The 14,291-nt window shown below is 54.2% G+C and carries 14 protein-coding genes; 7 read left to right on the forward strand and 7 right to left on the reverse strand.

The genetic code is table 11. The features are described 5' to 3' along the window. Positions 1 to 14 precede the first annotated feature (14 nt). Positions 15 to 1,310: an HD domain-containing protein gene (locus EVJ33_RS07150; protein ID WP_131435790.1), complete on the reverse strand. Its 1,296-nt coding sequence runs from the start codon at positions 1,308 to 1,310 to the stop codon at positions 15 to 17. Positions 1,311 to 1,410: 100 nt separating this feature from the next. Between EVJ33_RS07150 and EVJ33_RS07155 the strand changes: the two genes are divergently transcribed. The 5 genes from EVJ33_RS07155 (at position 1,411) to EVJ33_RS07175 (ending at position 5,134) form a co-directional block, all read left to right on the forward strand. Next, the gene (locus EVJ33_RS07155; RefSeq protein WP_131435792.1) at positions 1,411 to 2,259 is read left to right on the forward strand and encodes a lipoate--protein ligase family protein; all 849 of its coding nucleotides are present in this window, start codon (positions 1,411 to 1,413) and stop codon (positions 2,257 to 2,259) included. Between the two features lie 4 nt (positions 2,260 to 2,263). Next, a complete protein-coding gene (locus tag EVJ33_RS07160) occupies positions 2,264 to 3,109 on the forward strand; it encodes a DegV family protein (protein WP_131435794.1) in 846 nt (281 codons plus the stop codon). After that, positions 3,109 to 3,456, forward strand: a complete 348-nt coding sequence (locus EVJ33_RS07165; RefSeq protein WP_131435796.1) for a hypothetical protein — start codon at positions 3,109 to 3,111, stop codon at positions 3,454 to 3,456. Before EVJ33_RS07160 ends, EVJ33_RS07165 begins: the two co-directional genes overlap by 1 nt. Before the next feature lie 198 nt (positions 3,457 to 3,654). Beyond that, on the forward strand, positions 3,655 to 4,053 hold the full coding sequence (tnpA, locus tag EVJ33_RS07170) for an IS200/IS605 family transposase (protein ID WP_114167358.1): 399 nt from the start codon (positions 3,655 to 3,657) through the stop codon (positions 4,051 to 4,053). A 4-nt stretch (positions 4,054 to 4,057) separates the two neighbouring features. After that, positions 4,058 to 5,134: an RNA-guided endonuclease InsQ/TnpB family protein gene (locus EVJ33_RS07175; protein ID WP_131435798.1), complete on the forward strand. Its 1,077-nt coding sequence runs from the start codon at positions 4,058 to 4,060 to the stop codon at positions 5,132 to 5,134. Positions 5,135 to 5,280: 146 nt separating this feature from the next. On the opposite strand, the gene EVJ33_RS07180 is transcribed toward EVJ33_RS07175, so the two are convergent. Beyond that, positions 5,281 to 7,230 carry a glycoside hydrolase family 3 protein gene (locus tag EVJ33_RS07180; protein ID WP_131435799.1) on the reverse strand — a complete coding sequence of 650 codons (1,950 nt, stop codon included), beginning with the start codon at positions 7,228 to 7,230 and terminating at the stop codon, positions 5,281 to 5,283. Positions 7,231 to 7,556: 326 nt separating this feature from the next. Here EVJ33_RS07180 and lipA point away from each other — a divergent pair, with 326 nt between their 5' ends. Then, complete coding sequence (gene lipA / locus EVJ33_RS07185) at positions 7,557 to 8,456, forward strand: lipoyl synthase (protein ID WP_330857566.1); 900 nt, start codon at positions 7,557 to 7,559, stop codon at positions 8,454 to 8,456. 18 nt (positions 8,457 to 8,474) lie between these two features. Further along, complete coding sequence (locus EVJ33_RS07190; RefSeq protein WP_131435803.1) at positions 8,475 to 9,305, forward strand: lipoate--protein ligase family protein; 831 nt, start codon at positions 8,475 to 8,477, stop codon at positions 9,303 to 9,305. Positions 9,306 to 9,361: 56 nt separating this feature from the next. On the opposite strand, the gene amyS is transcribed toward EVJ33_RS07190, so the two are convergent. The 5 genes from amyS to EVJ33_RS07215 form a co-directional block, all read right to left on the reverse strand. After that, positions 9,362 to 10,906, reverse strand: coding sequence for an alpha-amylase (gene amyS, locus EVJ33_RS07195; RefSeq protein WP_131435805.1), 1,545 nt, complete (start codon positions 10,904 to 10,906; stop codon positions 9,362 to 9,364). Between the two features lie 172 nt (positions 10,907 to 11,078). Then, a complete protein-coding gene (locus EVJ33_RS07200; protein ID WP_131435807.1) occupies positions 11,079 to 11,606 on the reverse strand; it encodes a DUF2812 domain-containing protein in 528 nt (175 codons plus the stop codon). Continuing rightward, positions 11,603 to 11,935, reverse strand: coding sequence for a PadR family transcriptional regulator (locus tag EVJ33_RS07205; RefSeq protein ID WP_131435809.1), 333 nt, complete (start codon positions 11,933 to 11,935; stop codon positions 11,603 to 11,605). Before EVJ33_RS07205 ends, EVJ33_RS07200 begins: the two co-directional genes overlap by 4 nt. 115 nt (positions 11,936 to 12,050) lie before the next feature. Further along, positions 12,051 to 13,178 (reverse strand): YfbR-like 5'-deoxynucleotidase, encoded by a 1,128-nt coding sequence (locus EVJ33_RS07210; RefSeq protein WP_131435811.1) that lies wholly within the window; start codon positions 13,176 to 13,178, stop codon positions 12,051 to 12,053. Beyond that, positions 13,178 to 14,209, reverse strand: a complete 1,032-nt coding sequence (locus tag EVJ33_RS07215) for an ion channel (protein ID WP_131435813.1) — start codon at positions 14,207 to 14,209, stop codon at positions 13,178 to 13,180. The genes EVJ33_RS07210 and EVJ33_RS07215 overlap by 1 nt, the downstream gene beginning before the upstream one ends. Positions 14,210 to 14,291 lie beyond the last annotated feature (82 nt).

Raw genomic sequence — 14,291 nt, forward strand, 5'->3', positions numbered from 1 at the left:
TCCTTTTCAACGATTCAATCGCCCCGTAACGTTGACAACATCCACGTCTTTTCTGACGCATAATTTTTTAAGTTGAGCAGTACGTCCTCCGGATAATAGATTTTCTCGTCAGACTGTCGTGAGTTCAAAATCGATTGGACGAGCATCGACACTTCCGAAATTTCTCGGCGATCGCCATCATTCATTTTGAGGTAAATGCCTTCATATTTCCCATGCCCTTTATACAAATCGTATGGCAATTGGCTGAGCTGGTCCTCGAGCAAATAGTAGCGGGTCGGCAAGCCAATCGACTCCATCGTCGAACGAAGACGGTCCATATAACGGACACGGTTCGCTTCCGGGAAGTTCTTATATTTCAACAGACGTCGGTTGACGAAGCGGCTCGCGAGGTCGGCCAAAATCGGATCGGACTCATCCATCCATTCTTGGAAATAGAAATAGACGATCGTCTCATCGAGCTTTAAGTAGTGTTCGAGCGACATGTCCTCATGATTGAAGATCGGCAAGAAGTGCTTCGGAATCATCTCGAAAACGTAGCCCGACTCGTACAGTTCTTGCGCCCGTTCGAGCACGGCTTTAAGCAACAAGTCACTCGATCGTGTCGCCGGATGTAAATATACTTGCCAATACATCTGATAGCGTCGCATGATATAGTCTTCAATCGTATGCATCCCCGACTGCTTGACGACGACTTGGTCTTCGTCTGGACGCAACACCCGTAGCATCCGCTCAAGATCAAACTTCCCGTAACTGACGCCGGCGAAATGGGCGTCGCGTAGCAGGTAGTCCATCCGGTCGACATCGAGTTGCGAACTGAGAATGTTGACGAGCAGCCGGTTCGGATGCGTCTTATTGATGATGGCCGCGACTTCTTCCGGGAAACCGACACCCATCTCCGACAGCACTTTGTTCACTTCCGTGTCACCGAGGATGATTCGTTCGGTCCACACCTCGTGACGGACGGCGAAGACGTGCTCGAAAGCGTGTGAGAACGGGCCGTGCCCGACATCGTGCAGGAGTGCCGCCGCCAGCAACAACTCACGGTTGCGATCGTCCCACTCCGGATACTCATGGAACTGATCGATCAGCTGCCGAGCGATTTCATACACGCCGAGTGAATGATGGAACCGCGTATGCTCGGCGCCATGGAACGTCAAAAACGACGTCCCGAGCTGTTTGATGCGCCGCAACCGTTGAAACTCTTTCGTGTTGATCAATTCCCAGACGAGATGATCATAGACGTATATATAGCGATGAACCGGATCTTTAAATACTTTCGAGCCTGACAATTGACCTCGTGACGTATACATGACGTTGCCCCCTACATTTCATTATTGATTGGATTCGACTTCTAACGCGTGGTTCCTCCCATGCTATAATGGGGAGGAAATTATTTAGTGAAAAGGAAATATGTATATGACCCATCCATTATTGCAACAACCGACCTATCGTGTCATCGATCAGTCATCGCTCGGTCCCGCGTTTCAAGCCGAGCAATCGTTCGCGACGGACGATACGCTCTGTGCGTCGACCGCGACGTCAGGTGCCGTCCTCAGAGCCTGGGTTCATCTCAACACGGTCGTGCTCGGGATTCAAGACGCTCGTCTGCCCCACTTGGCAGACGGCATCCGTTTGCTACACGAACACGGATTTCGCCCTGTCGTCCGTAATTCAGGAGGACTGGCCGTCGTCTTGGATGAAGACGTGTTGAACTTATCTTTGATTTTACCCGAGAGAGACGGGATTCAAATTGATAGCGGCTACGAGGCGATGACGTCACTCATTCAACTCATGTTCCAAGACGTGACGACCGACATCGTGCCTGGCGAAATCGTCGGCTCCTACTGCCCGGGTAGCTTCGATTTATCGATTGACGGGAAAAAATTCGCTGGTATCTCACAGCGACGCGTCCGTGGCGGCGTCGCCGTCCAAATCTACTTGAGCGTCCGCAAGAGCGGCAGCGACCGCGCCGCGCTCATCCGCGATTTTTATACGCAAGCCATCCAAGGCGAAGCGACACGGTTCACTTATCCCGAAATCGTCCCTGAGACGATGGCGTCGCTCGAGGACTTGCTTGGAATCCCGCTCACGGTCGATGACGTGCTGCGACGCGCCTATACCGTCCTGAACGGAGTGAGCCGACTCATTCCGGGCACACTCGATGCGGACGAACAAGCGACGCTCGCGACCCAGCTCGACCGGATGTGGAAGCGCAACGAACCGATCCGTGACATTGAACACCAACTAGCAGAGGAGTGAATGCATGTTTAAAATCATAACTGACACCGGCGCCGATTTGACTCAAGACCAGGTCGTCGAGTACGGTCTCGAACTGTTACCGCTCGGTGTCGTCATCGACAACGAGGAATTTTTAGACGGGGAAACGATCCAACCGAAAGATGTATACGATGCGATGCGTGCCGGGAAAACGCCGAAGACGTTCCAAATCGAGGCGACCCGGATTGAACAATGCTTCCGCCAACATCTCGAATCGGAGATCCCATTCCTGTATCTCGCTTTCTCTGGTGAGCTTTCAGGCACCTATCAGACGGCCGTCATGGTCGGAAACCTACTTAAAGAAGAATACCCGAACAGCACGTTCCATATTCTTGATACGCGCGCCGCCTCGGTCGGACAAGGGTTGTTCGTCAAGACGGTCGCCGAGTATGGCCAAGACCACTCGTATGAAGAGACGGTCGCCTACGCGACGTCACTTGTCGGCAAAATCCGTCATTTGTTCACGGTCGAATCGCTCGAATATTTGATGCGCGGCGGTCGCGTCTCGAAAGCGAGCGCGTTCATCGGTGACTTGTTGACCATTTTACCGCTCCTCACGGTCGAAGACGGCAAACTCGTCCCAATCGAAAAGGTTCGCGGACATAAAAAAGTGATGCGCCGCATCGCGGAGTGGATGACCGAATCGAAGCCACTCGTCGAGGGTGGGCACGTCTTCATCGGTCACGGCGATGACCCGGTCAAAGCCGACCAGTTCGAGGCGTTGCTTCGGCAGCACGTGAACCCAGCAAGCGTCACGAAGACGATCGTCGGATCGGCCATCGGAGCGCACACCGGTCCTGGCCTTCTTGTCGTCGGTTATTTTGAGGCGTGATGAAACGACGCGTTTGGCTCACGACGGGATTACTCCTGCTGATTGGAGCATATACGTTGTTTCACATCGATGAAGCCCATAAACGACAATTTCTTCAACACTATTTGCAGGAACATCATGCACTGTCTGATTCGTCTTATTCATCGCATGCCAGTATCACTCAATTCGGTACCATGTTCCATGTCACGTTCAATGATGAACCGGACGTCATGTACGACTTTTTTGTCAAACGACGCGATGGTGTCATGCATGTCGTTTACAGTTTTAACTTGGAACAAGGACACGGTCTCCGCGACCGCGAGTTCGAAACCGTCAACTACGCCATCCTTGATACGTTATTCAAATGAAAAACCGCGAGCACCCTTATGGGGCGCTCGCGGTTTTTGTTTACAGAATTTGCGAACGAGAAAGCCCACTGCTTCAGTGGTGGGATGAACGTGAGCTTGATTTCGGAGTTTCGCTAGTCGGAATTTCAGAGATCAACACGTGTGACCTTATCCCGAGAAAATGTATCGCTTAAATATACAAAGTGATACGATAAACGTATGAATAACTATCGAAGAACCAACAGCACCGTGTCGATGCTCCATTATCATTTCGTGTTCTGCCCGAGGTATCGCCGAAAACTGTTCGATGACGACCTGTTCGAGCGACGGTTCAAAGAGATCGTCCACGATGTCTGTGAAGGGCTCGACATCCACCTCCTCGCCATCGAGTGCGACCGGGACCACACGCATCTATTCTTATCCGCATTGCCATCCATCAGCCCGTCCGACATCATGGCGCGCATCAAAGGCGTCTCGTCGAAGCGGCTCAGGGAGGAGTTCCCGCACCTCACACATCTCACGAGCCTCTGGACGAGATCCTTCTTCGTGTCGACGGCGGGAAACGTCTCCAGCGAGACCATCAAACGTTATGTCGAGGAACAAAAGACAAGGGGATGAGACCGTGTCGCAGACATTGACCGTGAACATCAAACTCCATCCGACGAAAGCGCAACAGGCCATCTTGGAGCGGATGATGGACACCTACATCCGCACGGCGAACCAGCTCGTCGCGGCCATGGTGCAGGCCCGGGAAAGCTTAAAACTGACGAGCAAACATGTCACGGCGGACCTGCCGAGCGCCGTCAAGAACCAGGCCATCCAGGACGCGAAGAGCATCTTCAAGAGGGCAAAGAAGAAGGACTTCCAGGTCATCCCCGTCTTGAAGAAACCGTACTGCACCTGGAACAACCAGAACTACTCGTTCGACTTCGAGTCGGTCTCCCTCCCGATCATCATCGACGGGAACGTGAAGAAGACGGTCATCCGCGCCGATATGGTCGACCCGGAAAACCGTACTGCCACGCTCCTCGCCAACAAGCTCGGCACGCTCCGCATCACGAAGAAGTCGACCAAGTGGATCGCCCAGATCGCCGTCACGATTCGCACGACAGAAAAAACAGGAACGAAGGTGCTCGGGGTGGACCTCGGTCTGAAAGTCCCTGCCGTCGCATCGACCGATTGCGAAAAGGCGCGGTTCTTCGGGAACGGGCGCGAGAACAAGTATATGAAGCGCAAGTTCCGGGCGAAGCGGAAGGAGCTCGGTCAAAAGAAGAAACTGAAGGCGATCAAGAAACTGGACAACAAAGAACAGCGCTGGATGAAAGACAAGGATCACAAGGTGAGCCGTGAGGTCGTCGATTTCGCAAAAGAGAACAACGTTTCTGTCATTCGCTTAGAGAGATTGGCGAATATCCGGCAGACGGCAAGAACAAGCCGTAAAAACAATAAGAACCTGCATACATGGTCGTTCTATCGCTTAGCAACATTCATCGAATACAAGGCGAAGTTAGAAGGAATCAAGGTCGAATATGTCAACCCTGCATACACATCTCAGACATGTCCTTCTTGCGGAAGCCGAAATAAAGCGAAAGATCGAACATATTCGTGTTCATGCGGATTCAACAAGCATAGAGATTTAGTCGGTGCGATGAACATCCGCTACGCACCTGTGGTTGATGGTGACAGTCAACCAGCCTGAGAACCTATAGGGTCTGTCTCAGGAAGGGTGATGGCACACCCTCATCTGAAGGCTCGGACAAAACAGAAATGGCCTGCGTCCGCACGGGCACTTCAGAATCCCACCCATCCTGAAGGGATGGGCTTGCGGCTTTAGCCGTGGGAGTGTCAATTGGTCCAGTTGTGGAATCCGTCACCAAACTCGAGGTGCAAGTCGTCACCGAACGCGCCGTTCTCGAACGTCGGTACGTCGACTGGGAGTTTGCCCGTCGGTTTCACTTCACCGAAGATGGCGCGAATGCCGGCCGGGAGGTTCGGTCCTGCCGATTTGGCATTGCCTGCCTCTGAGTCCGGTCCATTCGGATCACCTTTGAACCCGTAGATGAGGAGCTGGGCCGGTGCGTCCGGTTGAACGGCCACATCGTACGGGTTACGCAGGCTTAGCAAGACTGACTTCTTGCCCGTCTCGTTCGCGTAACGGAACACTTCGGCCGGTACGTAGTTATCAGCCGACGTCGATTTCAGCTTGGCGCTGTTGTTGACGTTCGAGCCGACGATGATATAGTCGGCCGCGTCGAGTTTTTCTTTCAATGCCGGGTTTTGATCCAAGTGCTTCGTCGATGCCGTATAGTTCGCGGCGATGACGTTCACGTCTTTCATGTTGCCGGCATTTTTCTCGAGCGACTTGATCGTCTTGATCATGCTGTCCGTCTGGTCTTTCGCCGGTGACAAGACGAGGACCGTCTCGCCTTTTTTCGGTTTGAACGGAAGCGTCTTGTCGTCGTTTTTCACGAGCGTGACCGCCGCCTCGGCGATCTCACGTTCTTTCGCTTTATGCTCGGCACTGCCGACGACCGCATTCGCCTCGGCGAGCTTCGCCTCGAGCGTCGTCGTGTCGACCGACTCGTCCCAAATACCACGTTTCGCTTTGAGCGTCAAAATGCGCTCGACCGCTGCATCAATCTTGTCTTCTGACAGGCGTCCGTCTTCGACGGCCGCGATGACATCGTCAAAGATCGTCTCGAGTTTCACGACGTCCGCGTTCGACCGTAAGATCGTCGGCATGAGGGCGATATCGACACCCGCCTCGAACGTCTTGATGACCGCTTCCGCTTCTGTGAAGTTGTCGGCGATCGCTTGCATGTTCAACGCGTCCGTGACGACGATGCCTTCATAGCCCATCTCTTCACGCAAGACGCCGGTGATGACATCGTCTGACAACGTCGCCGGGAGCGGGAACGTGCCGCGTGGTGAGTTGACGACCTCATCCTCGATTTGTGGCATGCCGATGTGTGCCGTCATAATCATGTCGATGCCTTCAGTGATGGCCCGTTTGAACGGCAATAACTCGAGGCCTCGCAAGTCTTCGAGCGATTTGTCGACGATCGGGAGTCCGTAATGCGAGTCGACCGCCGTGTCACCATGACCCGGGAAGTGTTTCGCCGTCGCGGCGACGCCCTGGTCTTGAATGCCTTGCGTCATCGCCGAGCCGAGCTCGCCGACGAGTTCCGGGTCGCTCGAGAACGAGCGCACGCCGATAACCGGGTTGGCCGGGTTGTTGTTGACGTCCAATACCGGCCCGAAGTTGACGTTCACCCCGAGCGCGTTCAACTCCGAACCGATGATATTCCCCGCGTCATAGGCGTACTGGCTGCTCCGGGTCGCCCCGAGCGCCATGTTTCCCGGCAAGTTCGTACCTGTCCCGAGCCGTGTCACAATCCCACCCTCTTGGTCGATCGTGATGAACAATGGAATATCGTTGCTTTCATCTTGTTTGATGACTTCTTGGAGGTCGTGGACGAGTTTCGTCGTCTGTTCGGTCTCGGTCACGTTTTCCGCGAACAAGATGACACCCCCGAGATCAAACCGATCGATGACACGCGCCACGTCTGGTGCGAGAGCCGTATGGTTTGCCCCGTTCCATAATCGGAAGTCTGGCATGATCATTTGACCGAGCTTCTGTTCAAGCGTCATCGATTCGAGCTTCGTATCGACACGCTGTTCAATCGACGGTGCCGGCGTCTTCTCTGCCACGACCGCGTTCGCCATCGGGACCGATGAGACGAGTAATGCTGTCGTTAGCCCCAGTGTCGCCGTCCAGTTCAGTGCTTTGTTCATGTTCCCCACTCCTTTTTTGAAAGTTTCCCCGACCCCCAAACAAAAAGGCATGGAGGAAGAAGCGTTGCCTCACCAACGCTCGTTCACCCCATGCCTGATCGTATCAGTCACATATGGTCCTTATTCAGGTGGTCAACGTCAGTATAACAATTCAAAAAATGGGAAACAACACTTCACATGAAAGCGTAACCATTTTGAAATATATATTCTGTTTTGACACACAACCAAACTGTATTGGCAAAGCCAATAATTTCGCTGGTTCGAATTCGTCCTCATCTTTGGTAAACTCTTTTTGTTAGGGGTTAACTTTCAAAAAGGGGGAAATCATCTTGGCACGAGGGGAACTGAAACGAAAGCCGGAGTGGTTAAAGATTAAACTGAACACGAACGAGACATATACCGGTCTCAAAAACATGATGCGCGAGAAAAATCTACATACGGTCTGTGAGGAAGCAAAATGTCCGAACATCCATGAATGCTGGGCCGTCCGCCGCACCGCAACGTTCATGATTCTCGGGAGCATCTGCACCCGCGCCTGCCGCTTCTGCGCGGTCACGACGGGCAAGCCGAATGAACTCGACTGGGAAGAACCGAAACGCGTCGCCGAGTCGGTCCGCCTCATGAACTTGAAGCACGTCGTCATCACGGCCGTCGCCCGCGACGACTTGAGCGACTACGGGGCGACCGTATTCGCCGAGACGGTCCGCGCCGTCCGTTCCATGAATCCGGAGACGTCGATCGAAGTGCTCCCGTCCGATATGATGGGTGACTTCTCGGCGCTCCAGACGCTGATCGATGCCGGCCCGGACATCATGAACCATAACTTGGAGACGGTCCGCCGCTTGACGCCGAGAGTTCGGGCGAAAGCGACGTACGATCGGACGCTTGAGTTTTTAAAACGGTCGAAAGAGCTGAACCCGGACATCCCGACGAAGTCGTCGATCATGGTCGGGCTCGGCGAGACGCGCGAAGAGTTGATTGAGGCGATGGACGATCTCCGGGCCCATCATGTCGATATTCTTACGCTCGGTCAATATTTACAGCCGACGAAGAAGCACCTCGACGTCGAGCGCTACTACCATCCAGATGAGTTCGCCGAGCTAAAAGAGATTGCCTTGTCTAAAGGGTTCTCGCACTGCGAGGCCGGACCGCTCGTACGTTCTTCATATCACGCGGACGAACAAGTCCACAAGGCGCGTCGTCATACGATGTTGCCAATCGACTAAGAGAAAGAAGAGACGTTTATGATTGGAACGACATGGCATTTGCTTCATACCGCCCCGCTGTCCCCGGCCGAGAACATGGCCATCGATGAGGCCATCGCCGGCTGGGTCGCGCGCGGTGACGTAAAACCGACACTCCGCTTTTACGCTTGGACCCCGCACGCCATCAGCGTCGGGCGCTTCCAACGGGCGACGCGCGACCTCGACCGCGACGCGCTCACCGCGAACGGCATTCCCGTCGTCCGTCGTTTGACCGGGGGACGAGCCGTTCTGCATGCAGACGAACTGACGTATAGCGTCATTCTCCCTGAGACGATGCCCTCTTTGCCGACGAACGTCATCGAGAGCTATCGCCTCCTGACCGAAGGGGTGCGCCGCGGCTACCACGCGCTCGGCGTCCCGGCCGAGTTCTCGGTACCATTGACCGAGGCCGACCGCGAAGCGCTCCGGAAGCCGAAGTCGGCCGTCTGCTTCGACGCCGCTTCGTATTACGAGCTCGCCGTCAACGGCAAGAAGATCGCCGGGAGCGCCCAAGTGCGCCACCAAGGCGCCGTTTTGCAGCACGGGTCGATCCCGTTGTCAATCGATGACGACGTCCTGTTCGACTGCTTCAATCTCGAGGCCGATGAAAAGGCGGAGGCGAAGGCGCGCTTTGGGGACAAGGCCGTCTCCTTGAACGAGACGCTCGGCCGAGCGGTCGCCTTCGACGAGGTCGCCGCGGCGTTCACAGACGGATTCCGCGACGCGTTCGATTTGACGTTCGAACCGCTGACGTTCACCGAGGACCAGCAAGAAGAGATTCGTCAGCTCGTCACCAAATACGAGAGTGACGACTGGGTCTGGAAACGTTGAATCAACAAAACACCCGGTTGAAGAGAGGATCACCTCACTTCAACCGGGTGTTTTCATTACTGTTGCGTATAGATCGAGACCGAGCCGCCGTTGACGAAGAATTGTCCCCAGCCGTCGGCGTTAATCGTGACGAGACGGGTGTTGTTGTTCGTCATGTCCTTCCATACCTCCCCAGCGTTCTGCTTCCCGACGTACATCCATTTCGAGCCGCCCGGGCCATCCGAAAGAATCGTCGCGAGACCTGACTTGGCACGGTCGGTCACCCCTTCACGTGTCCAGCCGATGACGTCTTGATGGTCAAGATAATCGTGTTGCGTCCCGTAGGCGAAGTCTTTCCGGGCTTTCAAAATCGGTTGGAGCGTGCCCGACATGTTCGGGATCTCACGGTTCGTCGTCCCTTTCGTGCCGTAATAGTCCCCGTAGAAGAGGGCCGGATACCCTTGTCCGCGCGTCATGATGGTCGCGTAGGCGAGTGGTTTGAACCAGTTGGCGACCGTCGACTCGAGCGACTGCCCCGGCTGTGAATCGTGGTTATCGACAATCGTCACGGACAGCGACGGGTGTTGCTCGGTGACAGTTCCTTTCAAGATGTTGCGCATGTCATAGAAGCCACCGCCGTTACCGGCCGCTTGGAAGTTGTAATGAAGAGGCACATCGAAGACAGAATGCGTATAGCCCGTCTTATATAGATAGTCGTTGATGGCACCGAGGTCGTTCTTCCAGTATTCGGCGACCGTGAACATCTCTTTCCCGGTCGTCTGGCGCACGCTCGTCACCCACTCCTTCAAATACGAATGGCTGATATGCTTGACCGCATCCAACCGGAAGCCGTCTAGCCCGAGCGAGTCAGCGTACCATTTACCCCAGTTCTTCATCTCTTGACGAACCTCGGGATGCTCGAAATCGACATCCGCGTACATGAGGTAGTCATAGTTGCCGTTCTCGTTCGACACATCCGTGTCCCACGCCTTGCCGGTGCTCTTGAATTTATAAATACGACTCAAGCTGCGTGACTGATCCCAATCGGTCCCATCGAAGTGGTACCACCGCCATTTGAACGGCGAGTATGTATTGTTGCGCCCCGCGAAGTTGAACCCGGTCCAGGCCGAGATGGCGTACTCCCCAGACGTCTCTTGGTTCCGGTTCGACGGATTGACCTCGATCGCTTGGACGCTTTCCGTGTAGTCGGCCCCGCCCTTATGATTCATGACGACGTCGCCATATACGCCGATGCCTTTGCCACGCAAGTTCGAGATGGCGGTCTGGAGCTGGGCTTTCGTGCCGTACTTCGTCCGGGTCGTGCCTTTTTGATTGAACTCACCGAGGTCATATAAATCGTACGCCCCGTATCCGACATCGTTTTGGGAGGTGCCTTTGTACGCTGGTGGGATCCAAACCGTCGTCACCCCAATGTCTTTCAAGTGCTGTGAATCGTTCGATAACCGATTCCAATGCAGCCCGTCGTTCGGAACGTACCATTCAAAGTACTGCATCATCGTGCCATTTTGCGGCGTCGCCGCCTGTGCGACCGGTTGCCCGGCGAGTAGTGCAATTGCGGTGACACTAGCCGTCACCGCCAACCCTTTCCGTCTTTTACCCATGCCCGTTCCTCCTCTTCAAAATGAATGCAAGCGCTTTCATTAATCATCATGCCTGATTCCTTTTTGCTTGAATAGAGGATTTCAACAAAACGGTTCTCTGCGCCTAACTATTTTTTTCTTGAATAGTTCAGTCGACCAAAACAAAAACGGATGGCTTGTGCCATCCGCCTAGTCAGTCATTTCGTTCCAGCCGCTTTCGTTTTACGAGGTATCCTAGATAAGGGAGTCCGGTAAAGACGAGACCGATGGCGACCAGCGTCTGTAGAACCAAGATGATGGCTTCCGCGGTCTGCGGCCAATCTAACTGCAACATGAATACGAATCCGAGCGATAGCAGTAGACAGATGAGCGCCCCCCGACCCATCGTCCGCTCGATTTGCCCGTATTTCGCTTCGGTCGTTTGGCGATCCGTATAAATCGGTGTGGCTTCTGGACGCCCTTTGAACACATGGATCTCATCGCCGGTCGACGTCACGTGCTCCCATCCGCTCGCAGCGAACAGATCGAAGTAATCCTCGTCCGGCCGTTTGCAGTAATCGAGACTATAGCGCACGTCCATCGGCTCTCCTTCGACGAGCGTATAGCCGAGCGGAGCGAACTTCTCTAAATGCCAGCCGCGAGCTGCCATCTGCTCCAGCTTTTTCATCTCCCGCTCTTCTGCGAACGCCAATCCCCAACTCGACATGTATTTTCGTTTCATCGGTGTCCCTCCCCTTCCAAAATGAAGCGTGCGTCATCAACAATCGCTTGCCGGCGTTTCAAGTCCTCGTTCACGAGTGCGCGACCTTGTTTCGTGATCACATAACTCTTCTTCTTCCCGTCCCCGTCGAGCGGTTCGATGAGTTCCGCGTTCACGAGCTTTTTGATGATGGTGTACATTGACGCCGGGCCAATCTTGATCCGTCCGTTCGTCAACTCCTCGACGAACTGCATAATCAAGTAGCCATGACGCGCCTCGGTCAAGGCGAGGAGAATGTAGAACATGCTGTCGGTCAATTCTCCGAGTTCAATGGTGTCGTTACGCGGCATCCCGCCACCTCCTATATCATTCATTGATATATCTTACCCTAAATATATATCGTTGAATGATATATGTCAATGAATGATATTAAAAAAAGCCGCAGACAATTCGTCTGCGACCTCGTTAACTAGTGACATAATCTAAATCGTGCAGGATATATGCCAAGAAGAACAACATGCTCGGGTTCTCGTAGCGCATCTGCACTTTTCGGAGTTGCTCCCGATACGTGACCTCATACTCGGCCCCGTTCATCTTCCGCTCCATGTTCATCTTGATGAGCGCATCGAGTTTGTCCATCATATCGACGAGCATGCCCTCATACGTATCATCTTTTGAATCGGCCATATAGCGGCGGAACGCCGGTTGCATATAGTCCGGGAGGAGCGACAAGAGCGCTTCGCTCTCAGCCCGTTCATATGCCTCGAAGGCCGCACCGGTCTCGGCGGTCGAATGTTTCACCGGACCGAGCACGTCTCCGGTCACCCCTTCGACGAGGTCGTGACAGAGAAGGCGGGCCGTCAGTTCGGCGACATCGACGTCGACGTCATACTTCTCACGTTCGAGCAAGCCGCTAAACAGCCCGAGTCCGGCCGCTCGGAACCCGTGGATGGCATCGTTGTCGTCAATCGTATTGAACCGGCCTTTCCAACGTCTGACACTGTCCATCCGCATGACGTTCTCGATGAACGTCGCCACGTCCGTGTCCGCCTCGACTTGCTCGTAGAGCCAGCGGACCGATTCGAGCGGATGATCGCGCAGGGCCGCTTTCATCTCTTCAAGCTTCGCGACGAAATGGGGCGAGCCGTGTCCGACTTCCCGGCGGACGAACAGCATCGCGTCGAACGAGTCGATCCCATCGACGAGCCGCCCTTCGAACGAGTCGTCCTCCGCCTCGACGAGGAATCGATAGAAATGCGGACGCAGCGACTGCGACAACAAGTCGACGAGCCCAAGACTCGCCGTCCGCTCCATCCGTTCGATATGTTCTTTGAGCGTCGGCTCTTTTTTCGTCCGGTGCATGATCGGACCGGTTTGCACTTCGTTCATATCATGGAACAGCGCCTTGCCGAGCACATCTAGCAAATTGACGTTTTGTCCCTTATTCTCTTCGTAGTACGCCGCGATCAAGCTGAAGACGGCGACACGGAAACTGTGGCTCGCCGCGTTGTCATGATAATGCGGCGCATACTCGTCCCAGCGTTGCACGTTTTGCATGCGTGTCATCTTGCGGATAAACGTTCCGTTATGCATCAAATTCCTCCTTGGTTCAGTCGCTCCCAAGAATCGTCGTGACAGACGATATAGAGCATGTCGTTCGATTCAAGCGGTGAGTCGAGCGCCGTCGCGTAATCGAGCCGGTCGTTGACGGCAATTAACGTGACGCCTTGGTGCATCAAGCTCTCGGCAGCGTCCCGCACCGTCGTCCATTCTGGCTTCGGCGCGAGCGCCTGAATGTTGCCACCCGACTGTTTACTGAGCAGCTGACGGAAAATCGATGTCGTTCCCGGTTGGAGCGTCGCTTTCGCCATGAGGAGCGACACGGAGTCGTTCGCGAGAATGAAGTCGTCAATCCGGACATGTTTGAATTTCGAGATGTTTCGTTCCTCGCATACCTCGACGACCGTATGCAAATCGACGCCGCGCTCAGACGATAGTGCCTCGACCGCGGATGCGATGAGCAATGATTTTCCGTCGGCAAGGAGCGTCTCCGTGATACGCGCATCGGCGAAAATAGCAATCCGACGTGCCTTCAAAATATTAGCTTGTAACAGGACCGCCTCGTCCGACGCATCGCCATAGACGTAGTGAACGTTGTCGTGATCGTATGGTTCTTCTTTCAATTGGTCGATTAAGACGATTTCTGCCTTCGGCTCATAAATGAGCACCTCATCAATCGCTTTTTTCGTCTTTGGCGACCAGCCGATATAGACGTAATGCCCTTCTCCTCGATACACTAACTTCCCCTCCCGTTTTAACCGTTGAAACGTCGCACCGACTTCAACGAGTTTTCCAATCAATGCCCCGATAATCCCAATCCCGAATAGGAATAAGAAAATCCCGAGCCAACGCCCCGCGACCGAAGTCGGGAAAAAGTCGCCGTAGCCGACGGTCGTGAGTGTCGTCATCGTCCACCAAAACGAGTCGAACATCGAAGGGAACGTCTCGGGTTCCAGTCGTTGACCGAGGACGGTACCGGTCAAGATGATGACGAGCGATGCCAAGACGACGTTCAAAAACGATAATTTCGATAATCCGCGCCAGACACGAAAAAAGATATGCACAGAAAAACCCCTCCTTTTCCTATATACTAGAGACAACTTACTTGATTTACGAAACCACTTTGCGTTCGGTTCCGTATAGAAA

Source organism: Exiguobacterium sp. SL-10, from assembly GCF_004337025.1.
GTDB lineage: Bacteria > Bacillota > Bacilli > Exiguobacteriales > Exiguobacteriaceae > Exiguobacterium.

Excerpts from the sequence above, each read along its gene's own strand:
- EVJ33_RS07150 (WP_131435790.1), bottom strand. The coding sequence starts at position 1,310 with ATGTATACGTCACGAGGTCAATTGTCAGGCTCGAAAGTATTTAAAGAT.
- EVJ33_RS07155 (WP_131435792.1), top strand. The coding sequence starts at position 1,411 with ATGTATATGACCCATCCATTATTGCAACAACCGACCTATCGTGTCATC.
- EVJ33_RS07160 (WP_131435794.1), top strand. The coding sequence starts at position 2,264 with ATGTTTAAAATCATAACTGACACCGGCGCCGATTTGACTCAAGACCAG.
- EVJ33_RS07165 (WP_131435796.1), top strand. The coding sequence starts at position 3,109 with ATGAAACGACGCGTTTGGCTCACGACGGGATTACTCCTGCTGATTGGA.
- tnpA (WP_114167358.1), top strand. The coding sequence starts at position 3,655 with ATGAATAACTATCGAAGAACCAACAGCACCGTGTCGATGCTCCATTAT.
- EVJ33_RS07180 (WP_131435799.1), bottom strand. The coding sequence starts at position 7,230 with ATGAACAAAGCACTGAACTGGACGGCGACACTGGGGCTAACGACAGCA.
- EVJ33_RS07190 (WP_131435803.1), top strand. The coding sequence starts at position 8,475 with ATGATTGGAACGACATGGCATTTGCTTCATACCGCCCCGCTGTCCCCG.
- amyS (WP_131435805.1), bottom strand. The coding sequence starts at position 10,906 with ATGGGTAAAAGACGGAAAGGGTTGGCGGTGACGGCTAGTGTCACCGCA.
- EVJ33_RS07200 (WP_131435807.1), bottom strand. The coding sequence starts at position 11,606 with ATGAAACGAAAATACATGTCGAGTTGGGGATTGGCGTTCGCAGAAGAG.
- EVJ33_RS07205 (WP_131435809.1), bottom strand. The coding sequence starts at position 11,935 with ATGCCGCGTAACGACACCATTGAACTCGGAGAATTGACCGACAGCATG.
- EVJ33_RS07210 (WP_131435811.1), bottom strand. The coding sequence starts at position 13,178 with ATGCATAACGGAACGTTTATCCGCAAGATGACACGCATGCAAAACGTG.